General features: G+C 57.1%; 16 protein-coding genes. 4 read left to right on the forward strand and 12 right to left on the reverse strand.

Translation table 11 applies throughout. The features are described 5' to 3' along the window. Positions 1-74: 74 nt before the first annotated feature. Positions 75-5,717 carry an alpha-2-macroglobulin gene (locus tag LAO21_11975; protein MBZ5553431.1) on the reverse strand — a complete coding sequence of 1,881 codons (5,643 nt, stop codon included), beginning with the start codon at positions 5,715-5,717 and terminating at the stop codon, positions 75-77. A gap of 360 nt (positions 5,718-6,077) precedes the next feature. On the opposite strand from LAO21_11975, the gene LAO21_11980 reads away from it, so the two are divergent. Then, on the forward strand, positions 6,078-6,227 hold the full coding sequence (locus LAO21_11980) for a hypothetical protein (protein MBZ5553432.1): 150 nt from the start codon (positions 6,078-6,080) through the stop codon (positions 6,225-6,227). A gap of 686 nt (positions 6,228-6,913) precedes the next feature. Here LAO21_11980 and LAO21_11985 read toward each other — a convergent pair. The 6 genes from LAO21_11985 to LAO21_12010 form a co-directional block, all read right to left on the reverse strand. Continuing rightward, the gene (locus LAO21_11985; protein ID MBZ5553433.1) at positions 6,914-7,237 is read right to left on the reverse strand and encodes a hypothetical protein; all 324 of its coding nucleotides are present in this window, start codon (positions 7,235-7,237) and stop codon (positions 6,914-6,916) included. A gap of 182 nt (positions 7,238-7,419) precedes the next feature. Beyond that, a complete protein-coding gene (locus LAO21_11990) occupies positions 7,420-8,970 on the reverse strand; it encodes a DCC1-like thiol-disulfide oxidoreductase family protein (protein MBZ5553434.1) in 1,551 nt (516 codons plus the stop codon). Between the two features lie 39 nt (positions 8,971-9,009). After that, complete coding sequence (locus LAO21_11995; GenBank protein ID MBZ5553435.1) at positions 9,010-10,047, reverse strand: aldo/keto reductase; 1,038 nt, start codon at positions 10,045-10,047, stop codon at positions 9,010-9,012. A gap of 491 nt (positions 10,048-10,538) precedes the next feature. Beyond that, complete coding sequence (locus LAO21_12000) at positions 10,539-11,153, reverse strand: hypothetical protein (protein MBZ5553436.1); 615 nt, start codon at positions 11,151-11,153, stop codon at positions 10,539-10,541. A gap of 554 nt (positions 11,154-11,707) precedes the next feature. Continuing rightward, positions 11,708-14,863, reverse strand: a complete 3,156-nt coding sequence (locus tag LAO21_12005) for a glycoside hydrolase (GenBank protein ID MBZ5553437.1) — start codon at positions 14,861-14,863, stop codon at positions 11,708-11,710. Between the two features lie 935 nt (positions 14,864-15,798). Further along, complete coding sequence (locus LAO21_12010) at positions 15,799-17,604, reverse strand: hypothetical protein (protein ID MBZ5553438.1); 1,806 nt, start codon at positions 17,602-17,604, stop codon at positions 15,799-15,801. 491 nt (positions 17,605-18,095) lie between these two features. Between LAO21_12010 and LAO21_12015 the strand changes: the two genes are divergently transcribed. Both LAO21_12015 and LAO21_12020 read left to right on the forward strand, forming a co-directional pair. Then, entirely contained in the window at positions 18,096-20,465 is a 2,370-nt protein-coding gene (locus tag LAO21_12015) for a protein kinase (GenBank protein MBZ5553439.1), read from the forward strand. Next, positions 20,466-20,693 carry a serine/threonine-protein phosphatase gene (locus LAO21_12020; GenBank protein MBZ5553440.1) on the forward strand — a complete coding sequence of 76 codons (228 nt, stop codon included), beginning with the start codon at positions 20,466-20,468 and terminating at the stop codon, positions 20,691-20,693. Here the strand turns inward: LAO21_12020 and LAO21_12025 are convergent. Then, a complete protein-coding gene (locus LAO21_12025) occupies positions 20,644-20,964 on the reverse strand; it encodes a type II toxin-antitoxin system RelE/ParE family toxin (GenBank protein MBZ5553441.1) in 321 nt (106 codons plus the stop codon). The genes LAO21_12020 and LAO21_12025 overlap by 50 nt on opposite strands. Then, on the reverse strand, positions 20,961-21,257 hold the full coding sequence (locus LAO21_12030; protein ID MBZ5553442.1) for a type II toxin-antitoxin system Phd/YefM family antitoxin: 297 nt from the start codon (positions 21,255-21,257) through the stop codon (positions 20,961-20,963). Before LAO21_12030 ends, LAO21_12025 begins: the two co-directional genes overlap by 4 nt. A gap of 174 nt (positions 21,258-21,431) precedes the next feature. Here LAO21_12030 and LAO21_12035 point away from each other — a divergent pair, with 174 nt between their 5' ends. Further along, positions 21,432-21,611: a hypothetical protein gene (locus LAO21_12035; protein MBZ5553443.1), complete on the forward strand. Its 180-nt coding sequence runs from the start codon at positions 21,432-21,434 to the stop codon at positions 21,609-21,611. Positions 21,612-21,783: 172 nt separating this feature from the next. Here the strand turns inward: LAO21_12035 and LAO21_12040 are convergent, their stop codons facing one another. The 3 genes from LAO21_12040 to LAO21_12050 form a co-directional block, all read right to left on the reverse strand. Then, complete coding sequence (locus LAO21_12040) at positions 21,784-23,253, reverse strand: hypothetical protein (protein ID MBZ5553444.1); 1,470 nt, start codon at positions 23,251-23,253, stop codon at positions 21,784-21,786. 150 nt (positions 23,254-23,403) lie between these two features. Beyond that, entirely contained in the window at positions 23,404-24,174 is a 771-nt protein-coding gene (locus LAO21_12045) for a C1 family peptidase (protein MBZ5553445.1), read from the reverse strand. Between the two features lie 185 nt (positions 24,175-24,359). Next, positions 24,360-25,865, reverse strand: a complete 1,506-nt coding sequence (locus LAO21_12050; protein ID MBZ5553446.1) for a hypothetical protein — start codon at positions 25,863-25,865, stop codon at positions 24,360-24,362. Positions 25,866-26,357: the final 492 nt, after the last annotated feature.

Below are 26,357 nucleotides of genomic sequence, written 5' to 3' on the forward strand. Positions count from 1 at the left end.
ACCACAGGACGAACCGGCTTCTTCGATGGACCCTGTCCTCGGCCCTTCGTATCGAGCTGTTTGTTTCCTGTTCTTCAGCGTTGTTCACTGACCACCTGGATTGCCGCATTGGGGTATTCTCCGAACATCTCGGGAGAATAGAGCGCTTCGACCCGCGTCGGGGGCAGATTGAAGATTCCTTCGCTGTTCAACCGCACCGTGTATTCAACCGTCCATTTGCCCTTCGGGACATAATGGTAATACGCACGGAATGCTTCCGAAGAGCGTTCTTCGAACGCCGGCCAGATCCATCCCTTGCGGGCTTCACCGCGGGTGGCGAGCATGGAGTCTCTTCCCAGTCCCGTTCCCAGGATTGCGGCCCCTGCAGGGATGGGATCGTTCACCACCACCCAGGTCATGTCGGATTGGCCTTCCAATTGGAGATGAACTCGAATCAGGTCGCCTTTACTCCAGACCCCCTTTGTTTTCTGTTCAACCGGGGTCAATGTCTTCGTGATCTTATATCCGGTGGAAAAGGGCTCCTTCAATGGTATCGCCGCAAGACTTTGAATCGTCGCCCAAGGCTTCCCCGCCGAAGCCGGGCTAAGCGTCAACTGGCTCTGTTGGGGCGGCCAGCCAAACGAAAGCGTCTGGCCCTTCGGAGAGGCGGACCAGTCGACCGCCTGGGTCAGCGACAAAAGCCGGACCGCACTCTGTCCCGAGACCGGGGTCTTCTCAAAAGCATTGGAGAACTTTTCCATGGCGAGGACGCCAAAAGCGTTTGCGACGGTTGTATCCCAATGCCCCCGATGTTGCCGACCCAAGGCGCCACGCACCAGTCTCGGCATGTCTTCCTTCCACCGGGGAAAATCCAACAGAGAAAGAACCAGACGAACCGCATTTGAGTCATTAGAAACCATCAACCACCACCAGCAGTCTGTCGTATCGGTCGAAAATCCCATGGTGGTTCCCTGGAAGTTGAGTCGAGACCTCAGAATCTGTTCCGCCTGGCCCAGTTTCTGCTCCCGATCACGGAGGTTCGACGATCTTCCCAGAATATTGAACCAGTCGATGACTGCCGACGTGGGCCAAAGGTTGGGCTCGACCGTAATGGAGGAAAGCAAATTGGGGTCTATTGGCCCCAGGCGCGACAAGGCCTCCACCGCGGCGATCTTTCGGATTGACAGATCGGTCGTCGGGAGCGAGGACCACCGGACAATCCGCCCCTCGACAAATCCACGAAGCCCGTTTGCCATGCGTTGCTCAACGCCCGATGGAATCTTCCACCCCGCTTCATGGGCGATCGACAGGATGTAGGACGTCAGCACATCGCTGCCCTGTAACATGGATGGAAAATATTTCGCAAGACCGTCCCCATCAAGGTAGGATGGCATGCGCTCCATCAATCGGCCCCAGCGCTGCTCCTCTCTGAGGGCGATGGCCTTTGAGACCTCCTGTTCGAGGCAGGAATAAGGGTAATCCTTCATGTACTCGGTTATCCCGTCCATCCCGTCCACGAGAGTCGGGCGGAGAGATACCCGGAGGCCGCCGCGTCCCGGGAGTGCGTCCTTGGGTCGATCCACCTCGACATGGACCTCTTTTTCAATCTGCAACAACGTCGCCTGGAAGATTCGAACGGGGACTGCAGGCACGACCTTCTGGACGACTGCCAGCCGGTCACTGCTTCCTTCAGAACCTCTGGCATCGATCTCATACCTGAGCGAATCAGCACCCACCGGCGCCACAAGGTTCCAGCCGATAATCCTCGACTCACCTGGCTGGAGTTGCACATTGGCAGGTTTCAGGGCCTCACGAAGCCCTTTGACCTGTCCCGACACCTGGACTTCCATCTTCTGCTCGGTCGCGTTGCGCAGGGTGAATTCTGAACGGAACCGATCGTTTTCACGGACCACGGGGGCAATTCCGGAGAAGATCATCAAGTCCTGGGTCGATCGGATCGAAGTGAATCCCGTTCCAAAGCGTTCCAATCCCCCGGTCGCCACCGCCACGATACGAAAACTCGTCAATGAATCATTCAGCGGAATTTCCACGGACGCTTCCCCGTTTTCGTCCAGAGGCACACGCCCTTTCCACAGAAGCAATGTATCGAATAGTTCACGAGTGCTTTGCTTTCCTCCTCCGCCGCCGGTGGGCAATGCCTTCAGGCCAAAGTGCCGTTTTCCGATGACATGAGTCTGTGCAGTCGAGGTCCGAACCCCATAGCCTCGCCGTCCCATCATGGAGTTCAGCAGCTGCCAACTCCCATTGGGCATCAATTCCAAAAGGCCTTCGTCGACGGCCGCCACCGCCACCTCGCTTCCACGCGGAGGCGCCTTTCCATCAGGGGTCTTCACCGCGATTGCAACCCTTGCTTTTTCCCGGATCTTATACACGGGTCGGTCTGTCGTGACTTTGACGTTCAGTTCGTGCGCTTTCCAACCCACATTAATTTGAGCAATACCCAGCTTGTAGGACGGGCGGCCCAGGTCGATGGTGGCGGTGGGCTGCACCCCGCTCACCCGTTCCCGCACCAGCAAGACCGAGACAAAAACATTAGGAGCGAAACTGCCTTTCACCGGGACTTCAATGACCGGCTCACTGCCGGAGACTCTGGTGACAAAAGCCTCCACAACGCCTTCCCGTTCCACCGAAACCAGGGCAGTGGCCTCCTTAAACGGCATCCGGACCTGGAACCTTGCGGTCTCTCCAGGCTCATAACGCTTCTTTTCCGGAAGGACATCGATGCGGTCATCATTCGTGGCAGCGAACCACCATTGGTCCTTGCCGGCGACCCAGACCTCCCGGTTCGCTGTTGATTCCCGGTTTGATGGGTCTGTTGTCGAAGCCTGAAGAATTACATTTCCGGAGATAGGCGATTTGGCCTGGCAAAACAACAAGCCCTTCGGGTTGGTCTTTCCATTACAGATAGCCTGAATCTCTTTCACCTCATAGTAATTCTCGTACGCATAAAAGCCACCCACCAGCCTTTTTCGATGTGAGTAGGTTTTCCGTTCCAGGAGATCCACCTTCACGGGAGCCTCGGCGACCGGCTTTCCATTCAAGCCAGTCACGGCGACCTGGAATCGCAGCAAATCCTTTGAGGACACCCATGAATCGGGTTTGATGCCCACCAACCACTGGGCCGGCCACAATGGAATCCTCGAAGACACCGTCTGGATTTCGCCATTCGGGTCCCTGAATTCCAACTCGGTAAGTATTTCGAGCGGCTTTTCGGACTTGGGCAGACCGGTGATGGTCGTCCGGATCGAGCCGGACTTGTCAAGCGTCAGTTCGGTACTCTTTAACTCAAAAGGTTTCTTTTCTGCTGACTCTTCCCCCTCCGTCTCCTCCTCTACCTCGCCCCGAACCACGCCCTCTTTAACACGCCCATTGGCAAACACAAAATCTTCAAATCCTTCTACAGGGGGAATGAATCGTGGTTGGACATGGTGGCGGAATTTCACCGGGAGATCTCCGGCGCCCCCACCCGCCAGGAAGCCGACCATCATATCCACATTGACCTGGGAAGGTGATACGAGGGGTCCTTCGGGAGACCGATTGACGGCTTTCATTAAAGGCACGCGATATTCTTCGACCCTGAATTCTCCGGAAACCGATTGCCCTCCCCATCGATATTTGCCGGATTGAATCGGCAGAATAACCATGTAATGGCCGAGCTTCGCCTCCTTTGGAATCGCCCAGGTGCTTTCAGCAATCCCGCTCGAATCCCACTGGACTGCAAGCTCGTACTTTTGATTGCTTCCGACATGTTGAATGATGATTGTCTTGGGCCGCTTCTCTTCAGGAAAGGGGGCAAACCCTGCGCTCACATGGCGGCGGAGGAAGTGTTTCATGTGGACTGTTTCACCGGCGCGTAAAAGAGTGCGATCAAATACCGTGTGGGCAGCAATCAGCCTGTCATCGTATTCCATGGGAAGCTGGAATCTCCAGGGCTCAATCCCCTCATCCCAACTACTGTGAACAAAGGCCAGGTCTTCGCCGAGTCGCGCCGTCACAAAGAGGCCGGTATCGAGAGGGTCATTGGAACAGCGCACGATTTCATTCTGATCGGGAAGTTTATCGACCCGGGCGATTCCATTGGGATCAGTCTGGCCCTCCCAGAGCACCTCGCCCTTGCAGTTCCGGATTTGGACGCTGGAGTTATTCACCGGTTTTGCCTTATCCAACGTCGTCACCCATACCAGGGACGACTCAATTCCCCACTTCAAGTGGACCGAGAGATTTGTAACCAAAGCCGTCGTCGAGACAAACATGGGTCTCGGCTTGCCCAGTAAGGCCGCCCCGAGGAGTTCACTTTGGATCTCCACAACATAGAATCCCGGGGAGGGCAGCGGAATCCCCAAGACCTCAAAGGCCTGGGCGCCGTGAAGTTTCGGAACACTGAATGGCTTTGCTTTGCCCGCCGCTTCGGAAGTGAAAATGGACTTATCGCGATCCTCCCAGCTCCTCGATTCGCTCTTCTGAATCCAGTACAGCATTTGAGTCGAACGGTCCGAGGGAACCCTGTAAATCATCCCCCGCATCTCCTCGGTAAGATAATCATCCTTCCGGATCACGTCCGCATGCCGGATGGTGGATTCACCCTCAGCAACCTCCATCATGCGCCCGGCGATTGCGGGTTCGACGTTACGGAGCGTGACAGGGAGCATAGGTTCGGCATTCAGCTCGATAATGCCAAAACTCGCGGCGAATTTTGCCAGGGGGGGATACTCATCCGTTCGAACCTTGAGCGGAAACCGGTCCGCATTCGAGAGCTTTCGCCCGGCGTCATCCTTGAGTTCAGGGGGGATCTCGATTTGAAACTCCGTCTTTTCGGGAAAAGGACCTTTAAAGACAACGGACTCGGCGTACTTTTCCGCCTCATTCTCATATTCCTCGCCCTGGGCGTGCCAGAGCTGACCATTCGGTCCCTTCAGAACAGTTTTCATGGCGTCGGACCATGCGACCGAGGCAGAGAAACTCACGTGCATCGCCGAGACCGGCACGCAATCTTTCTGGGGATTCTCCCGCTGACAGTGGAATGTCGCAATGAACTGCGGGCGTGTGACAAAGGGCAGAATCTGATCACTCTCATTGGTGACACCGGTTCGCGTGGCAACGGCTTTGCCCCAAACCAGGCTGATCTTGGAGTGGTTCGGGAATCTCTGCTTCGCCTGAATCATTAATATTGGGGGAAGCGGCACATCCTTGCGACGGTAGCGATATTGACTCTTCAGGATCTGCTGTCGCTCATTGCCGGACACAATCCGGACCCCCACCCTCTCTTCGAGGCCCTGGACGGTGAAATAAACATGGGAGAGCACGGAGGCCTCCGTGGCCTCGGCGTCCAATTCAAGAACAAAAATTTGCTCTTCGTCGAGATAATCTGCACCTTGATAAGGGTTCGAGCGAAGAATGGATGGGCCCCCCGTAGAAAATGAAAAGACCCGTTTGCCCGTGATCGGCGATCCCGCAAGCGTCTTGAGCCCTTCTTTAAGTCTGAATTCGCACCGGATACCCGCCGCCAGGTCCCGGTCGAAGTCGAAAACCCAGTTTCTGCCGTCGGCCCATCGCGCCGTCCCCTTCTCAGGGCAGTCCATGTCGAATGGCGTCACCACGCTGCGGGGATCACCCAGCGGAGTGATGGCCTCCGAAAAACGTACCTGGACCTGACGAATATGCTTGACTATCCCCTGGGGCGAGAACATTTCAACTTCAGCAGGCCGCTGGCCAACCATGGACTGACTTTCGAGAAGAAAGAGCGAAACCAAGGCAATTGAAGACAATTTGATTTTCATGATCATCCGCCGCGCGAGATTGAAGTGCGTTTGTTGATGAAATGTTGACAGGTGAATCGGCGTCTTAATGCTCCGGTCCGACTTTTAGCAGATCTCCTTGGACATCTTCCCAGTAACCCCCTCCGCGCAGGATCGAGTGAATCCCGTTCAAGAATAAGGGGGAGCCAGGACACCGGGCTGGATATCGGCCGCCATTACTTCATCGGAATCAGTTTCAGATAACCCTCCCTCAAGCGAGCGACATACACCTGGAGCTCGGCGAGTCGCCATCCATTCTCGGGATCGCCCTTGAACCGATCCATGCCTCGGATACTCATTCTCTTTTCCCTCATGTGTCCCATCGTCAAACAGGACCGCCCCAATAACAATCGTCGGGCGAGCGGAGGAATCGCTGTCATGGCCCGGTTCACCCTTGAGGGCAATTGGCCTGACATGGACATTGTGGTTTAGAGTAGCCCCGGGGACCACGAGGGGTCGATCTAACCCCCCAAATCGCAACACATAAGTGCCTACCTTCTGCTCACGCAGTTTTTTAAGGGATTCGGGCGTATCCATCCCAACGGTCGACCCAAAAAGAACAGACCACTCGAGTTGGACTGCGGCTCCCTCATTCCGATCCATCAATCTAATGACAGAAACGTCTTCTGGTTGTGAGGGTGGGCGCTGCCAGTCACGAACACGACGAAATCCGAATAGAAAAGTGCTCGAGACGCCTGGGCCTGGGGGTGAAACCGGGTAAAATGTCGGAGAGTTGCTCATCCCCCGGATTTCCAAGGCCAGCTTCTCATTGATGGACGGTATTGGATTTTGGCCTTGGGCAGTTGCCGAAAAAACCAGAACCGCTGAGGAAAGCAGGATGATAACCGCCAAGGAGATGAGGTTCTTCACGGGCTCCTCCGCGTTTAAACCATCTGTTTGTACTCCAACTGCTGTTTCGGATTCAAATGACACAAACCAAGGATACCATTACGGCCACAGCCATCGGACTCTCCGATGGAATTTGACTCCCGGAACATTCAAAAAAGGCCCCCCTCCCATGAAAGTCTTCTTATCGCTCCAGGATCGTGTGGGGGGAGTCTGCCACTGTTTCTCAAGTGAGGTGATTCGATGAAGCCAGTCCTTTGTGCCGATTCTATTCAGACCGTGGCTCGATGAATCTGCCTCTTGAGATGATGGATCTGTCGCCGGACATCCTTGAGTCGGGTATGGTCGTGCGCGGCCAGTGCCTCGTCGCGTTTCTTCTTGAGTTCCCGGATTTGCGCCTTCACTTCCGACTTGTTAAGACCCTTGACCTCATGGTGCGCGTGCATGTCAATGTTCAGGGCCTTGCATAGCGCGACCAGCAGATGGTCCTTGTTCAGTTGGGTGTATCCTTGAAGTGCCTCGTGCTCGATACCCGCAGCGATCTCGCGCAGTTCTACCACCGTCTTGATCTTCAGTTCTTCGTACGTGTGAGCCATCGCAATCTTCCTCCTGATCGGACTTTCGGGCTGTAGTTACCTCAACGGATCATGTTGAAGAGAGTTTAACCGCATGGCTTTCTTAGAGCAAGTGGCTGGAATGTAGGACGCCCGCTGTACTCCCATCATTCCTCTGGGACTCGCGGAAGGAATGGCGGGCCCAGTTCCCGCTGATCTGACTCTTACTGAGGCTCCTCTGAAGATTTCGACCGCGAATACAAGCGTGCTTGATAGACCGTGGGAAGAACCTCATCAGCAGTGCGGTCTCGAACGAAGCTGCGCACCAACTCGGAGCGGGAGAAGTGCCCCAGACTGAGCACACGAATCAACTCGTTCCTTGAGAAACTCTCCCAGGTCCTGCCACGACCCCAGGGGAAACAGGTAGCCTCTACCGCGGCTGGAGTAAGCCCTTCGGTCATCCCCTCTTCGATTTGGTCCCGAAGCCAACGAAGATAGGACAGTTTTTGCTGGAGTGCCTCTTTCGGGTGCTGCCGGATCACAACGCCGGGGAGGTCGGGATAGTCAGGACGCAACGTGTGAATATGCCCGTGGCCCTCCACCAATACTTCCACATCCAGGGCCAGCAGCCGCTCTAACGTATCGATCCACTTCCGGCTGTCCACATCGGGATTGGGCGTGGCAAAGTAAGTGCCCATGAAAGCGTCACCGGCCAACAAGAGCTTTTCCTGCCGGTCATACAACACCACTTGATCGTCGCAGTGCCCCGGCGCTTCGATGATCTCCAGATGGCCGCTGTGCGTCGCCAGTTGATCCGGCAGCAGCTCGAAGGGCTGCTGCAGGCATGCGGGCTGTCCGATGATGGCTGCCCGCACCCAGGGAAGGCGCCAGGGAGACTGCAGGAGTTCTGCCGTTGCACGCGAAACGTAAAGAGGAACAGAGGCCCGCCAGGCGACCCAATTCAAATTGCCCACGTGCTCTTCATGGTGATGCGTCGCCACGACGGCAAGGAGTGAATCCTTAGGCAGATGGCGCAGGTGCCGTGCCAGGGAACGTCGCATGCGAGGTGAACCCGGATCGATGAGTATCCCGTCGTACAACACCGTCGTAAACAATTCGCCGAACACCAGTGGGACGACATCACACGGGAAGCCCCCCAGAAATGCGATGCTCAGTTTTCCACCCGGGAGGACGAGCCGGCGGCGAAAGGTCCGGACGAAGACGACGGCCTGCTCGACAAAGTCGCGCAGGCCCGCACCGAGGACCAAAGGGAGACGCAGCAAGAGACCGATCCAATAGCAGCTCCAGAATGCACTGAAAAAGGACTTCCGGCGGACGGTCTCCGGCCGGGCGACGCGACAGGCGCCGCCACGACATTTGCTCAGCGCATACCGATTGCGGGCGACAAACCGGTACCCCAGGCGCCCCAGCCACCGAAATGGAGGCACCCTCCCCAGTTGTCCAATGATCCAAGTCGGGGGGAACAACCGGGCCAATTGCGCCACCCCGTCCCAACCCACATATAGCTCGCCTTCCGGGGTCAACACATGCAACTCTCGCAAACAAGCCTCTAGTTGCAAACCAGGATGCAGCTTCTTCAATCGCCGTGGCTCAATCGCAACGCACCTCACGCGATGATGCCGGTCGAGGATACGCAGCCAGGAGACGTATGCCTGGCAGATTTCGCACTGCTCGTCATAGATGGCGGTGTAGATATCCCGGCGGTTAGACTTGCCCGAAAAGTCGAGCGTCATCTGCCGGCCGGGGCTGGGCATTGGGGGCGAGCCTCCTGCTGTTATCTTCTACGTCGTGGGTCAATTTCCGGAACAAGAACCTAAAGCCGAACTTTGCGGAGCGTCCAAGGTCTTCGCACTGAACCAGGCTGGATAGAGGGGCATGGGAGCCGTTAACTTGTCGAGGGCGGCCACATCCTCGCCGGTCAGTTTGAGATTCGACGCGCCCAGGTTGTCCTTCAGCTGATCCAGCGTGCTGGTGCCTACGATGATGCTCGAAACCACTGGTTTTGCGAGCAGCCACGAAAGGGCGATCTGGGCCACACTGGCCCGGTGTTTTTTGGAGATTTCCCGGAGTTTTTCGACCACTGTGAAACCCAGCTCCTTGTCGGTGGGAAGAAAATCGAAGCTCGCAAGGCGGTCGGAGCTGTCCTTCGGATTATCCCGGGAGTACTTGCCGCTCAGAAAGCCTCCTGCCAGCGGGCTCCAAACGGTCATGCCAAGGCCTGCAAACCGCATCAATGGGAGCATTTCATGCTCAATATCGCGCCCGACGAGCGAGTAATACATCTGACCGCTTGAAAACTCCGCCCATCCGTGCGCCCTCTGCATTTGCAGCGCCGTCGCCGCCTTCCAAGCCGGCCAATTCGAGAATCCGATATAGCGGACCTTGCCCTGGCGCACCAGATCGTTCAATGCCCCGAGGGTCTCCTCCATCGGGGTGAACGGATCTTCCTTGTGGACAATGTAGAGGTCAATGTAATCGGTCCTCAGCCGCTTCAGGCTCCGACCACAAGACGCCAGGATGTGTCCCCTCGACAGACCGGCCTGTGTGATTGGCGTTCCCGTTCTGAATCCCACTTTGGTGGCAATGAGAACATCATGCCGGCGGTCTGCAATGAATTCGCCCAGCATGGTTTCAGATTGCCCGCCGGAATAGGCGTCAGCGGTGTCAAAAAAGTTGATGCCGGCGTCAAACGCGGTCTCAACCATCGTCTTGGCGACTTCCCTCTCCACTTTAAAAACGGTGGGCATTGACGGATCTTTTCCAAAGGTCATCGCTCCTAGACAGAGTCTCGATACGATCAGGCCGGTGTTACCAAGTCGTGTGTATTCCATGAAGGAATCCTCCGATAGTCTTAGTGCCCCTGGTTTGAGCCCTCATCTGGTGCGAAATTGCCCATTTGCAGAACCCCTTTCGGCGCGTCAGCGACCTCATGGCCTTTGAAAGTTCGATTCGCGGTAATGATGCCGGTTTTGAAGGGTCCTGTCCAACCTTAAAAACGATGGGAGACCAGGGTCCACAGAGGATTTTAGAGTATGGTGACAGTTGTCGTTCGATGAAGATTGACTCGCCCGAGCTTTGGTAGCCGCCCCGATCGACCAAGGTGGGTTTTTCCATGACGGTCGCCAGAGTCCGCCTTGACCCATCGGGGCAGCTACCAAACCAGTTCGCGGGAGGCATGAGACCCGTATAGATAAGAATCACAAAATCATCCAGAAAAGAGCGCACTCCGCCCCGGGAAGGGAGCCGGCCCCCTCAGAGAGACGGAGCGTGAATCTGGTTGCCAAGATCCATTTGAAACCTGAACTCCCAGCGCCAAACCTGCTCATTCGGCCGTCGGCGACCAGTTCTCAAATGCCGGCTTCGGCAGGTGCCGGTCCCGGTCAAACGGAAGCGGCTCATGCTTTGGCATAGGCTCGCCGGGCCATTCCCGGGCCCAATGGAGGCGATATTCCTCATCGGCGTAATATTTCAGATAGATGAAATTCTCCTCCTCGCTCCCACTCCCGATCGGATCCATGTGGCAGGCGAAGTCGGGATCATTGGGCAGCAACATGGTTTCCTCACGCAACAGATCGCTCCACAGCCTCGCGTAGAGTTCCCGGTCGCTGAGGTGATCCGTGAACTCCAGGTAAGCCCCCAGCAAGGCCAGTCCGCGGATGACTTCCCACAATTTCAAAGTGACTTGCGTGGCGTTCAATTCCCCCGGCGCCGGCAACGACACGCCTCCCTTGACCAGCAAATCAAAGGGCACCTCGAATTTCGCTTTTTCATAGGCAAGCACTTGTTCCCAGAATCTCTCCTCGATTTCCGTGGGACAATCCTCTGAAACGTTGGAAATCATTTTTCCCCCGGTGAGTTCTTCGACTTCCCGTCTCAACTTCTCGATACGCACTTCGGGATCCTCCAATTCCGGCTTGTTCGGGACGTCCTTTGACATATGCGCTCCTTTTTGCAACCACGACGGCGCACAAAACTTCGAAGAGATCCGTCCTCACATGATATCCGGGGAAGAGTGGACGCAAAACGGCCGCGAGCGTAGCGCATCCATACTCCCTGAGAGACAGGAAAGTCCTCGAATGTTTGAAGAGCCATGTGGTTTTCGGGGGGATGTCTCCCACCATGGAAGACAGTGACAAGAAGTATACTCTCAGCGGAAGTTGCAAGCAAATAAAAGAGGTGTCAGGTTTCGGGTGACGGGGAGTAGGTGATAGGGAATAGGTGATCGGTGATAGGGAATAGGGAATAGATAATAGATATTAGGGAATTGGGGGGAGGGCCGGGGCCGGAGCAGAGATGGCGGAACGGCAGGTCCTTCGGAGTCTTTATGCCTTCGGGCGCAAAGTCAGCAAATAAAGAGAGAAACGCCAAGGGCTTGAGCACAGCCGCGAACCTTGCGACAAATACGAAATGAGAAGCAGGAGGAGTGCTGCAGCACGAGTTGAATTCTTTTCCGTCTTCCACCCAGATGAATCACGGGGGCAATGAATGGTCCTATTCCGGCATGGGGCCTGGCAAATTCGCCTTCTTCAACTGCTCGTGCAGCAGGGTCACGTCTTTTGTCTGCAATTCCTTCCACCGGGCCAGCAATGTAGTCAGCGTCTTTTGCAGATCAGCAACGGAGGCCACGGCCTGCGTCGTCGGGGTGGCATCCGCGCCGTCGATAATCTCAAACATGGTTCCCAGCTCCCCATTCAGACGAGTCAGGTTATCTTCTCCCTCCCCTCCCGTCCCTGGGCCGTCGAACTCTCTCGAACCTCCTTCGAGGGCCGCGGCTCTCTTGTCCAGGGCTGCAATCGCATCGGCCAATTTCTCCGTGCCAGGGTGTTCTCGCAACTCCTTCAGCTGGGCCCTTATCTTTTTCACTTCCTGGAGGGCTTTATAATCTTGCTCCATGGCTTCGGCGATCTGGGCCGCCAACTTGAACTGCTGCTCCAGTCCCGCCGCCGGGGTCGAAATGCGCGGGTCCATCTTGAGGGTGAGTGGCTGGGTGTATGTCTTTCCTCCCGCGGTTAATCTGACCGTATACGTCCCGGGCAAGGCCAGCGGGCCCCGCGGTTCGCGCGGGGTGTTCTTGTCTATTGCGGAGATTGGATACTCGTGGCGCAGTGAACTGACCGGAGGATAATGCAAATCCCAAACAAACCGGTGCATGCCGGCCTCAGCCGAATGTATTTCGGGCATGCGGACCCAGTGGGTGGGCACGTGCAATTCCTTATCGAGTTCCTCTTTGGTCACTTCAGGTTTGTCGACACTTGAGAAGCGTCGAACCCTCTTCCCGGCGTGATCCAGAATTTCGATGGTCACCGGCTCTGCGGCCTTTGAATTCAAATAATAATTCAGGATCGCCCCGTCCGGCGGATTCTGCCCCGCCGGCTCTTCCGGTGGAAGAGGCGTGTCCGTGTTCTGGTTCCAGCGAACACGGTAGGCGGTCCGCGGTTTGAACAGGTAAGCTGGGGAGTCCGCGATCTGCATGTTAATTTGTCGTAGAGGCGTGATGTCGTCCAGAATCCAGAACGAACGTCCATGGGTTGCCACCGCCACATCATCATTATGGATCACAAGATCGCGAATGGAAGTCGCCGGCATATTCAGGCGCAGCGACTGCCAGTGATCGCCGTCGTCAAACGAAACATAGACTTGACGCTCGGTTCCTGCAAATAGAAGTCCTTTCCGCTCGGGATCCTCTCGAACCACGTCGACCGGATCATCCGGAAGACCATTGGTGATCTTCTGCCAGGTCTTCCCGCCGTCATGGGTACGATAGATGTAGGGATGCATGTCATCCAGACGAAAGCGGGACACGGAGGCATATGCAGTCAGAGGATTGAAGTGTCCCGCATCGATTTGGGTCACCTTGCTCCACGGTTTCAGGTCCGCCGGTGTCACGTCCTTCCAGGTCTTGCCGCTGTCGCGGGTCAGTTGAATCAATCCATCGTCGGTGCCTATCCAAATGAGGTTCACGTCCCTGGGTGAAGGTCCGATGGAATAGATCACCCCACGGTGTTCGGCCCGGGCTGCCTCCTTTTCGTAGATTCCAATACTCGGAGGAATCCCCGGGGCCTTCCGCGTCAAATCCGGACTGATGATTTCCCACGAGTGCCCGCCATTTATGGTCTTGAAAAGCACGTTGGCAGCAAAATACAAAACGTGGGGATCGACGGGTGAGAAGAGGATGGGCGCGGTGCGGTCAAATCGATATTTCCCGTTACGGAGGGCGACCGGGCCGACATTCTGAACCTGGCCGGTCTTTTCGTCGTAGCGGGTCACCTTGCCGCCGTAAATCACACCGGGATGCAACGGGTCTGGGGCGGCGTAGCCGTACTCCTCCACGCCCACCGGATGCCAATCCCGAAAGCTGATTTCCCCGTAATCGCTGCGGCTTGCGACCCCGGCGGAACCGCTTTCCTGTTGTCCTCCGTACAGCCAGTAAGGGAAGCGATTGTCGGCGGTCACATGAAACATCTGCGCGGTGGGCTGGTTGTACCAGGAGCTCCAGGTCTCGCCGCCATTAACACTGAGCGTGGCGCCCTGGTCCGCCCCCAGAAAAATGACCTGTGGATTTTCCGGATTAATCCAGATGCGATGATAGTCGTCGCCCCCGGGCGCGCCCTTGAAGGCGAGAAAGGTCTTTCCGCCGTCAATGGACCGATAGGTGGAGGTGTTGGCGCAATAGACGATGTCCTTATTCTTCGGGTCGACTTTCACTTCGGCAAAATCGTCTCCCCGTCCCCAGACACGCGACTCATTGTGGACGCGCTGCCAGCTCTCGCCCGCATCCTCCGAACGGTACAGGCCGCCGACTCTCGGACTAGCTTCAACAAGCGCGTAGATCCGGTTCGGATCGCTGGGCGCAATTCCGATGCCGATGCGGCCGAGCCCCTCGGCATAGGTGGGTAGATCCTTCGTCAAAGCCCGCCAGGTCGCGCCGCCGTCGGTCGATTTGAACAGGCCGCTGTTCGGACCGTGGTAGGCATTGTTGTATTCCCAGGGTCCCTGCCGTCCCGCCCACAACACGGCATAGACCGTCTCCGGGTTCGAAGGATCGAATGCCAAATCCACCGCGCCGGAATTCTCATCCTTGTAGAGGACCTGCTGAAAACTCTCCCCTCCGTCGGTTGAACGGTAAACGCCCCGTTCCTCGTTCGGCCCGTAGGGATGTCCCAAGACTGCCACAAACAGTCGTTTCGAGTCGCGCGGGTCGACAAGGATAGCGGCGATCTGCTGGCCCTCGCGCAGTCCCAGGTGTTGCCAGGTGTTTCCCCCATCGGTCGATTTGTAGATGCCATCCCCCACTGAAAGATCCGGGCGCTGGAGGCCTTCACCACTCCCGACGTAAATGATCTTGGAATCAGACGGCGCCACTGCGAGGGCACCGATCGACCCGGTCGCCTGATCATCGAAAATCGGCTTCCACACGTGACCATAGTCGGTGCTCTTCCAGACCCCGCCGTTATTGGGCGCCATATAGAAGACATTCGGTTGATCCGGAACTCCGCTCACCGCGACTGTCCTGCCGCCGCGGAACGGACCAATCATCCGCCAGCGCATTTCGGAGTAGAGATTCGGATTGAACGGTTGCGCGAACGCCACCGACAACCAGGCCAGCAACATCAATGAGGCGCTGAGGAGCAGAGAAAGACGTCGCATCAATGGCATATTCCACCTCGGAGGGGAGACTATTGTCCCCAACTCTTGACCTCACAGCGCGCCATTGCCTTGTCCTCCGGACGGGCTGCTCCCTGACGGCTGAGGATTCCCCAACTCCGTTAGGAGTGGCATCTTTGTAGCCCGAGGCCTTGTTTGCTTTTCCTAAATCAACCCCGTAGGGGTGACATCTGAGTTGCCAAAATCAAATCGCCGGAACAATCCCGTGCGGCCCACGGCCCGAACAATAGCACACCCAGATGCCACCCCTACGGGGTTCAACTACCCAGCGACGGGGTAGGACCGACAGCTACAAAGAGGCCACTCCTAACGGAGTTGGGGGATGGCGCATTCCAAAGTGTACCAGCTCCCTTTGGTGTCTTGACCCTGCACCGCGGTTCCCAGGTTTTCAAACAGACGTGAGACCGGCATAAATAAACGGCTGAAAGCAACTCGTAAGAAATTCTTTCCGGTAAAGGCGCAAGAACCACTGATAAGATCCCAAAAACCAAGCTCATGCAGACCGGGACCTACCTGTAACCTTGGGAAGGGTGAAGGCATTCCCCTCCGAATTGACAGCCACTGGATGAGATCTCAAACTGTAACGATACACAATCATCAGCCAAAAGTGAAGTGGCTCTTCTCTCCACCGAAGCCTCCGGCCAGGTTTCTCCGGTAATGCGCGCGCGGATGGTGACCATCGACGCGAAGATCTCCCTGGTTTTTTCCGGATGTCAGGCAGGCGAGTCCGACCGTCCGATGCCGCTTTGATGAGGGTCGAGGAACAACGAGAGAAGGATTGAACAAGCGGGGACCGCACCGATCCACTTAGCATCAATCGGTACGGTCCCCATCTCTATCAATTTCGGGGGAAAAAGAACCCGCCACGGGCGGGCTCAGCATGAAAAAGAGTGAACTCCCCTCCTGCCGCGGAGCAGCTATGGGATGTAGTAACGGAAGGAAGTGAAGACCATGTTTTCGATGCCATGGGGTGACCCATTCGATATAACCGGCACACCGGTCACCGTGCCAGTTCCTACGCCGGACCAGGTGTTGCGTGAGATATAGGAGTACTGGGGTCCCCACTGGATCGTACCTTTCGGGCCCTTGTAGAAGCGATACCAGAACCCGATGGTTCCTTCGATGAGGTTCTTCGTATCACCGGTGCAGTTGCCGCCAAGCGAACCGGGAACAAAGCCCGTCGAGCCGCCAACACCAGTCGGAGTCGATACCGCCGCTCCCGGCAGAGGCTCGACAAGGCAAGCGAAGTTGTTAAACAGCGGCGAACCGTATCCCACCGCTTTACCGGCGGCAGTGTAGGCGGTGCGGGCGGCATATTCTCCCCCGGCGTACATGTAGATGTCCAATTTGGGCGTGGGATGCAACTCGAGGGCGCCCAGCGACTGGAAGTTGCGGATCGGAGCAAGAGTCCCGTCGGGACGCACGGTTACATCCGGCAGTCCACTCGTACCATAGCGGCCAATCCCGTCCCCAGCCAGGAAGTGAAGACCGACTTCCACTTTCTTGTTGGCAAGCGGCACTCGAGCGTTGATGCCAACGCCTCCGCCCAGGCGGTTGTCGTTAAACGCTCCCGCCGTGGGATTCGTGGCGGACGCAAAGTTCGGATACACGCGATCCCGGAAGTTGCGGAGAACCCCGAACACCTCAAAGTGTCCCCAGCCCGGCTCGAAGGCGGCTTTCGCAATGAAATCCGGGGCCGCGCTAAAGGCGTAGTTGGCAATGGGATTAAAAAGACCGCCACCAGTGCCGGGGGCGCCGAGAAGGAAGTTGTTATTGTTGCCGTGGACGGTGAGGGTGGTCGCCGGACTCTCGACCGAGAATCCTAGCCATACTTTGTCACCAAGGTTCTTTGTCACACGGAATCCGTACTGTCGCGCCCAACTGAAGCCAACCGTATATTGGGCGTCGATGGTCAGCGGCGCCGCCTCCGTTCGGTTGTCGAGGCCTTTCCTGGTCTCCGTCACCAGGCTCCACATCTGCCCGCCAGTGACCGTCCAGCCGCTGTTAAAATTGGCCTGCCCCCAGAATTGGCGCTGGCGGAAGGTGTAGCTGTTGCTCTGGTTGTTGTTCGAGGTGACGCCAGCGGACAGGAAGTCGGCTTCATAGTACCCGCCGATCTTCACGTTTGCCAGTTTGCCTTCCGCCAGCATGCTGATGCGGGACTGCCGCCCCGAAGCATTGAACTCAGAAATCTGATTCGTCGGGCTCCCCTGAAACGGGACGGCATTCAAGGGAGTGTTAATGTCGGCACTCAGGGCCTTGCTTCGCCACACTGTTTCAGCCACCATGAAGCCGCCCGGTGTCAGCGTGATCCCCTTGAAGTGGATGGCCGTCGGCGCGTCGGCCTTTTCTGCCCCGGCTTGCGGGCTTGCCGTCCCAATCGCGGGAGTCATGGCCCCTATGGATGGAAGAACTCCGGCCGCGGAATTTGGAGCGGATGGGAGCACAGGAGTAACGCTCGCCACCTGCCCGAGACTGGGCGATGGGGACCCCTGGACCGTCTGATTCTGTCGCTGGACCATCTCATTCATCAGTTTGCGAAGTTCTTCAATTTGCTTCTGCTGGTCAGCAATTTGTTTCTTCAATTGAGAAACATCGTTGCTTTGCCTCGAATCGTTTGCCTGCGCTGTCGCCTGCGCCTGTGAAAAGGCGAGGGATACCAAACTGAATAAGAGGATTACCCCCAAAGCTATCCGCCTACCTGGTTTTCCAGTGATCTCCATTTTTTGCTCCTGTATTATTGGGAATTTACCGCTCAACTGTCGTGCTCGCTTAAACCTGTTGCGTCGTCAGGTTCGTTGGAAGGGAACCCGGGAAATTCGTCGCCGGAGGAACCGATATACACAAGTGTCTGCCAATTCCGTAGCGGGTTCTGTCAACTGCGGCCCCTGTTTCTCGACTTGGAATTCGAAATTCAATGGTCGAAAATCTTCCAGGTGCCCTAAATCTGTTTCAAGAGGTCTGTATCTTCGGAAACCCACGTTAAGGCAACATTAAAGGAACGTGATAATTGTGTTAAAAATCTTGAAGCCGCCGGGTTTAGACGACTCGCGATGAAGGGGACTGACACCTTTTTCGCTATCAATCCGATGCCCTCATAAATGCCGGTGTCTGTCTCCGCTTGATCCTTATCAGAACAATCAGCCCCATTGACTTGCAATGCGGCCGGTCGTACGATGCCCAGCAGAGCGTGAAAGGAAAGGAGTTTGTCCGCATGCCCGACCGAGCCCCGGCTCAGTGCTCTTTGGCAGGCCTGAAGCTGGGTCACTACCGCATAGTCGAGAAAATCGGCGCGGGGGGCGGGGGGGAAGTCTATCGCGCTCACGATGAACACCTTGACCGCGAGGTGGCCATCAAAATTCTTCCACCGGGCACTCTGCCTGACCAAGTCGCCCGCAAACGCTTTCGCAAGGAAGCCCTCTCACTCTCCAAGCTCGACCATCCTAATATCGCGACAATTCATGACTTCGACAGCGAGGGAACTACCGACTTTCTGGTGATGGAGTACATCGCCGGGGAGACACTCAGCGAGAAGCTATCCGGAACACTGCCGGAAAAAGAGATCGCAGAGCTGGGTGTGCAAATGGCCGAGGCGCTGGCGGCTGCCCACGCCGTAGGAGTGACTCACTGCGATCTGAAGCCCGACAACATTCGGCTCACGACTGAGGGCAGGCTGAAAATACTCGATTTCGGGCTGGCAAGGATGACGCGGGTGATCGCGGACACGACCACCGAGAGCACGGCCGTAACCCATGGCGTAGCCGGCACGCTGCCCTATATGGCGCCGGAACAGTTGCGGGGCGAGGACGTGGACGCCCGCACTGACATTTACGGGGCTGGGATGGTTTTGTACGAGATTGCGACAGGCAGGCGGCCTTTCCAGTCAGATGTCTCCGCTACGCTGGTGGACCAGATCCTCCACGCGCCCCCACCCCCGCCCGGCCGGTTCAGAACCGACCTTTCGACGAGGTTGGAGGAGATCATCTTCAAGTGTCTGGAAAAGGATCCCGAGGACCGGTATGAGTCAGCCAGGCAGTTGCGCGTGGATCTCGGCCGGGTGCTATCGCCGCACGTCACCCCTGAAGCGGCTGTCCGTCCGCGGCGGCGTTCATCCCGCTGGAAATTCTACGCCGCTGCCGGCTTCCTGGTGCTGCTGGCAGCTCTGACGTGGTGGTCTCTGCCGGGGCGGAAGGCAGTCCCTGCCGCCGTACAAACCAGCGTAGCCGTCCTGCCATTCCAAAACCTAGGATCCGACAAGGAGTCCGATTATCTGCGGCTCGCCTTGCCTGACGAAGTCGCCACCCTCCTCAGCTATGCGCCCGATCTCATCATCAGACCGTTTACCGCAACGCAGATGTATGCGACTGGACCGATCGAACCACAACGCGCTGGTCGGGAACTGCGTGTCGCTAAGATCGTTACCGGCCATTTCGCCAGAGAGGGCCCTCGAATTCGCGTCACCTTGGAAGCCATCGATGCCGGCAGCAATCGCTTGCTGTGGCATGACACGTTGACCTTCCAAAGCGATGATCACGTCAATCTGGAGGACCAGATGGTCACGCGCGTTCGACAGGGGCTCGTTCTCGCGCTCGCCCGCTCCGCCCTCTCGACCCCGCCCGCCACCCACCCCCGGAACGAGGAGGCATACGAGCTCTACCTCAGAAGCATTGCCATTCCGCACGACGGCAACGACAACAAACAGGGGATCGCCATGCTGGAGCGGTCGATCGGACTGGACACCGCGTACGCGCCGGCATGGGCTGAAGCCGGACAGCGGTACCTCTACGATTCCCAATACTCTGATGGTGGCCCGCCTGCGCGACGTCGCGCCCAGGTTGCCACCGAGCGGGCGCTGAGCCTTGACCCCAACTTGCTGGCTGCGGCGAGGCTGATGATCGCGCTTCGCACCGAAGCGGGCGAACTGGACGACGCCTACAACCTGGCGGAACAATTGGTCGAGAAACGCCCGGAGAGCGGCGAGGCGCACTTCGGCCTCAGCTATGTGCTTCGGTATGCAGGCCGCCTCGAGGAAGCCGGGCGGGAGTGCGACACCGCGATGCGACTTGATCCTGCCAACGCCCAGTTTCGTTCCTGCGCGATTACGTTCGAACTGTTACGGAGAGACGATCGTGCAAGAGAATGTGCGCGTTTGGATGCGGGGTCAAACTTCTCCTCGTGGCAAACGGTTTTTGTTCTGCTCGCAGAGCGAAAGATCCAGGAAGCGATGCCGATTCTCACCGGACTGCGGAACAATTATGTGCAAGCCGGACTGATTCTGGCCTATCTGCACCACGATAGCCCCGAGCAAATCAGGAGGTTGTCGGAGCGATCCGAGCAGATCAACGTAAATCTGGCCGATCCCGAGCAGGCGTACGTGGACGCCAGAGTCCAATCCTTCTGTCAACAGCCCGGGGCGGCACTGCGGCAACTCCGTCGCGCCGTGGAAAAGAATTACTGTAGTTATCCGGGGTTGGAGACGGACCCGCTTCTCGAGAACGTGCGGAAGACCCCGGAATTTCAGGAAGTGCGCCAGTCCGCAGCTGCCTGCTCGAAGAAATTCGCTGCCGCACACGGACTGCAGTGAATGGCATTTCCATTTTGGAACAAACTGGGACTCTTTGAAGCGTGGGAAGGCTCGGTTCAAGAGGTGGAACCCACCCCGGGCGATCTCTTGGCGCTGTATACGGATGGTGTGACGGAAGCAGGGCGCGCTAGTCTAGAGGGTCAGATTCTCATTTCGGATGGGGAGACCGAAGAGAGGGTCAACCATCACCCTCCGCCGACTCCAGGCTGTCGATGTATGCGCCCCTGACATGAAGCACATGAACTGTTTTCCCCTGGATGATAAACAGCACGCGATACGGGCCAACGACCATTTGCCGGATTTCTTCGCGAAACTCCTCGCTTTCCGGGGCCAGTGGGAAGCTCGTGGGAACCGTGGCGAGTTGCTTCAGAGTCGCGTCGCGTAAAGCACGAGCCCACGGCTGAGCTTGCCTCTTCCCCCACACCCGGAGCCCCCAGGCATAGGAGTCCTCGACATCGGCTTGTGCCGGCTCTTCAATGATGACGCGGTATCTTCTCATCGGTCCTCGATAAGGTTGTTCCGGGCAAAGAACTCCGCAAAGAACTTACGGGCTGGAGTGCCGCGCTTGGTCGTCAGGCTTTCCAGGCCGCGCCGGATGCCTTCCAGGGCTTCCATGCGCTCTTTGGCTTCCAGAAGCCGCTGGTAGCTCTCGGTGTCTTGCACCACCAGCGCGGCTCTCCCGTTGACCGTCAGCACCATCGGCTCTTTAGTCTTTTTCATCTGGCGCATGAGCTTGGCCGTATCTCGCTTGAAGGTGCTCAAGCTCTGAATGTCGCGTGTCAGTTTCATCAGCCGACTCCTTCTTGCTAAATTAATACTTTATTTAGCAACTCCAAGCATAGCGCATCGGTGTGGTGCCGTCAATCCTGGAAGAACGGCGGCTCGTACTCCGACCCCCAACATGTTTCCGTTACGGATCGAGTGGGGGGGGGTGTTGGTATCACATCACGGCGAGAGGGAACGAACGTGACCCGATTTTCCGGGACGACAAAGATCGACATGAGTTTGAAAGAGCTCGGACGTGAGGCAGGAGGCGCGGATTATGGAGCCGTGAGTGAGGCCCTCCAACGTTTTAGAAAACGCGTCGTCACGGATCAGGCCATCGCTGACATTGTGGAGCGGACGTGCCGTTCATTGAAAATTTAGACCCCCGTGCCGTACTCAACGGTGTGAATTCGCCGCCTGGCTGACCACACGCCACCCCTCCCACAATGCAGGCAATGGGGTGAGGGGCTGCGCTGTGGATCCGACGTCACGGGAGCGGATGCCGCGAAGTGATCTCCTTCTTCCAGGGATTATCGAAATCATTCCGCATCGTTCATGGGCTCACCCCGGCCTTGAAGACCTTGACATCAAAATCATTCCCCGATTCTTTCAATGTAGCGCACAGGATGTGCTGGCCGTCGGTCCGGATATTGACGAGGCCATACACCAAGCCGGCGGCCACCGGGGTATTTTTCAGGTCGCGCTCCTTCGATTCCTTTTCACTCAGCTTCAGGATGGTATCTTCTGGTTTGACCTTCTGCGGGGAGGGGGGAGTTCCACCCGGCGATGCATCCAGGTTCACTTCCACGGATTTGGCAAATGCCAAATTCACCGATCGCGCCAGTTCCGTCGAATAAACCAGAGGCGGCAATAGTTTTCCATCCGCCCCCTTGGACTCCCGGCCATAATGTGCGGAGGCACCCAGGATCACCGGACGGGGATGGGAAAAGGTCTCGTTATCGCCGGACGATATCACTGTGGCGCGGGCTTTCATGGCTTTCACAAAATCCCAGTCCACCTCCTCCGAGCCATGATGGCACCCCTTGGCGACATCCACGGTGAATTCTTCTTCTGGATAATAGCTCAACAGCAGCCTCTGTGAGACTTCGTTCAAATCGCCGGTCAGCAGGATGCGGGCCTGGCCGAAATCAAGCCGGAGGACAATGGAGTGACCATTCCTAGTCACTGATTCGTCTCCCAACCAGCGCAGGCCGGGTTTGCCCCCGATGATTTGCTCCAGGACAGGACCCAGAATTCGGATGTTTACCTCGTTTCTGTCGGCGGGGGTATAACCTGGCAAATAACCATCCAGGCCGGACAGGCGGCGGACCGTTCCGGGAACTTTCGACACCCAGCCGGCATATTCGGCGAATTCTTTTGCTAGTTGTCGCGGCGGATTGCTGAAAGAATTCTTGTCCTCCAGAAGTTCTGTGATGAAGCTCCCGGCAGGTTTAATCCCGTGATTGCCTTTGGGGAAGGGAGCCACTTCACCGGATACCCTCTCACCCAACTCCGGTTTCTCCTTAAATCGCCCCATGCCGCAATGGTAAAAATTCTCTACCTCCACCACAAAAGGATCCTTGCCGATCAACTTTCCGCTGAAGACATCAATCATGCCACCGAAGTGATCAGCATCAGGATGCGTCACGATGACATTGGCCAGGGACACTTTCGACAATCCCAGGGCTGTCAGGAATTTCCATCGAAGGAAATTTGCAGTCCCTTTATAGGTCATTTGATTCAAGTGGGCCGCCCCCGCGTCCACCAAGTGCCATTTGCCCTCGGGGGTTTTGATCAGAATGCCATCACCTTGTCCGACATCAATTACATAGACTTCAAGCAGGCTGCGGTCGGTAAGGTCTGCGGCCGCAATAGAACCCTCTTCACCCCAGACCTTGACCTGGATCGGATCTCCACTTTGGTCCAGCACTTCCACCGCCTCTCCCCACAGCAAGGTTCGGCTCGAATTCCCCGTCTTGGCCTTGAATTTAGCGGTAAATGGTTTGATAAATTTAAACGTCATGACTGGTCTCCAATCAAGATTGTTAGAGTGTGCTTCCTGGTTCAGACACTTGTGTCACACCCATCGAAGAACAAGATATGGACGGTTGCGCTGATAGGCGGACTGACCCGGACGGGCCAGCCGCCCGACTTTGTTCTTACCAAACCCGCGTCAGACGCTCACCCCATATGCTTCGGTAAACGCCGCCGTAGCGTATGCCACGGACGCGTAGCCAAACCCTTTGTCGCCCCAGGCCGTGCCCCAGCTGCTGCGAACGATGAACCGATCGGGGGTGTATCCCACGAGCGCGACGGCATGACCTCCACGGGTGGTGTTGGGCTGATAGACATCCATCTTTCCGCTGGCGGAAGTGGCGTTGTCCCAGGTCGCATCAACCTCCAGCCGGGTCAGGATCGGCCCGTGGCTGGCCAGCCACATCCGCCAGTCCGCCGCGTTGGACCCCAGGTTGAAGTAACTGGCAATTTTCCGCTGAGCGGCGAGCGCATAAAAGGTCTGGGCTCCCCCAGGATACAGTTTGCCGGAGGCGAACGGGAGAACCGAATCGAGTACCGTCCCGAACTTTCGCGCGATGTCCAGCGCGGCCTTCAGCCAGGTCCCTTCGTCTTCGATAAACGTTGTAGGTTCTGTAGTGTACTGGTCGGTTTCTTTCGAGGCCATCCAGAGGAATCTCGGCGAGAGGAGTTTGTCGGGAGCGAGACGGTTCGCCTTCACCAAATGCCAGCGAATCACGCCATCGGCAGAAGCCCAGCCAACACAAGAACCGGTGGCACGTTGATCGTTGATCTTCCACCAGGGCGCACGAAGGTCTTTGGACGGAGGCAGCGTCACTGCCGCCCGCAACACACCCGCCGCGCTGGCATGGTCGATGCGCCAATCTCGTTCAGTTTGCTTGGATGGAATGCAATTAAGGATACGTTTCATCGATGTGCTTCGTTTTGGCATAATGCCTCCTCTGTTTTGGAACTGCAGCCGTTGCGTGCGTGTAAGCCGCATGAGCGGGCAGGTCATGACAAGTTTATGAATTTCCCGCCTCCAGGCCCGCGTCGAAGACGATGACCGAATCCCCGCACTCGTGGGACCAGCAAGGGGCTATTGCAACGCTTTCTCTAAGCCTTCCCTTCTCCGCCAATGAACCCGAGCTTTTTCGCGACGAAGTCGAGCGCCTGAAGCCCCAGGTAACCTCCAAGAAGTGACATAAACAACACACTCACCAGGTTATGCGCGATCCGGGACTCGGTCCGGGGAAGGCCGACGAAAACATACAGCCACGCCAGCACGGCGCCCCCCACGACACCCAGGAAGAGGCGCCACGGCAGCGACCCTTGGAATGCCTTGAACGCACAAATTCCGCCGACGATACCCCCGCCCACGCACAACAGGATCACCGTTAGGCCAGTGACTTCCATCTTGATCACTACTGATTTATACCCTGGAGTCGAGACACTCAGTTCGGTCGGGCCGAGTGATGTCGGAATGACTACCGCCCGGGCAGAGAAGCCGCCGGGCGGGATATCGACCTGCAAGGGTCGCAGCCACACTGTCGGTCGGAGAGGAGTGAAGGTGACGGTGCGGGCGACCGAGGTCTGGATGGCGTTGTCGCTCGGATCAAAAAGCTCGACCATAACCAATCCTTTGTCCACCAGCGAAAGCTGCTCGGGTCCGTGCACTTTGATGCCGTAGATCGGCGGCCCGAACTTCACGGTATATTGGCTGGGTCCCTCGACCTGATATGCCGGAGATGAAGAAACGAGCGCGACGTGGGACTCCACAGGCCAATGAGAACGTAGGGTGGCCTCGGCGAAATTCTCTCCTTCCTTGATTTCGAGCGGCTGCGGCTCCAGCTCCCCATTGCTCCACGTCATCCACACCCGGATTTTCCTGGTTGCCGGGCTTCCATCCGGATTCATGTAGAAGACGAGTATCCTCGCCGCGTCAAGACCATCCGCGAGAAATTCATGACCGCCCCCGGAGAGTTGGAGGAGGAGCCTTGGCGCATTGGGGTCCAACTCCGCCGGCGGACCCATATTGGGTTCCTGCGCGTCCGGAGCAGGAGGCCAGCCCACCTCGACCAGGCGAAACGCCGCCGGACGTCTCTCTGCCCCAAGCCCCTCGTTGCCGCCGTGGAGGAATGCGCTTGGCCGGACGGCTCGGGGCCTCACGGGCCTTGGCCGGGCGACGGCGCGGCCCACCAGCACCACATAGGTCCCCTCGCGAAGTTGATTCTCCGCATGGCGTGCGCTGATCCGGATCAGGCCTTCTTCCGTGGCGGAGAATTGGTAACGCTGAACTCTTTCACCCGCCTGAAAATAAACTGTTTCAGTTTTCTTCTTGCCGGACGGGCTGATGGTTTCGACGACGACGAGGGTTTTCGACGGTGCGGCCACGGACCGGTCATAGGCGTCGCGGAGCGAAACTTCCAGCACCACGGAGTCCCCCACCCGGTACGCCTTGGCAAGCGGTTTAACGTCCAGCTTCATAGGACCCTGAGCAACACGTTCCGCCTCCTTGGCCATCCGAACCTGGGCAAAGGGGCCGAGTTTCACGGACCAGAGAACCCCCAGCAGAATGGCAACCGTCATCGATAAAACTGGGAGCATTCGTTTGGACCACATAACATTCCCTCCTCCTTTTCCTGGTGGTGTTGCCTCCATGCGCTCTGCGCCTGGACAAAGAATACATCCTGATAATTTTCTGTCTGTCCAAAATGGGACACGGTCACGCCGCCACAGGGAGCGGCCTTACCGAACCACTCGAAAGCGATGCCCTCCCGGATGAGGTGGTCATTGAGGAGGACATCGAAGGGTGAGCCGCGCATGGCCGTCTGCCGCCCTAATCAATGAAACCTGCTTCTCTGAACTTGTTCTTCCTGGAGTAAATCCCAGGATGAAACGATCGAGCCAGAACAGCCGTTTGGTGGGGACGCGGCTGCTTGTGATTCTTGTTTTCCTTTTGACATCGCTGGGGCCGCTGGACTATGCTTGAGGCTCAAAGTCATTGCTGCGGTCTTACCCTCGTTCTCAATCTCGCAGGATCCTCATGTACCCGTCCGTTTTGGTGAGAAGGGAGGATTCGCCGTCCCGCTCGATCAGGGACGACACTTATTT

This window comes from Terriglobia bacterium (assembly GCA_020073085.1).
GTDB lineage: Bacteria > Acidobacteriota > Terriglobia > JAIQFV01 > JAIQFV01 > JAIQFV01.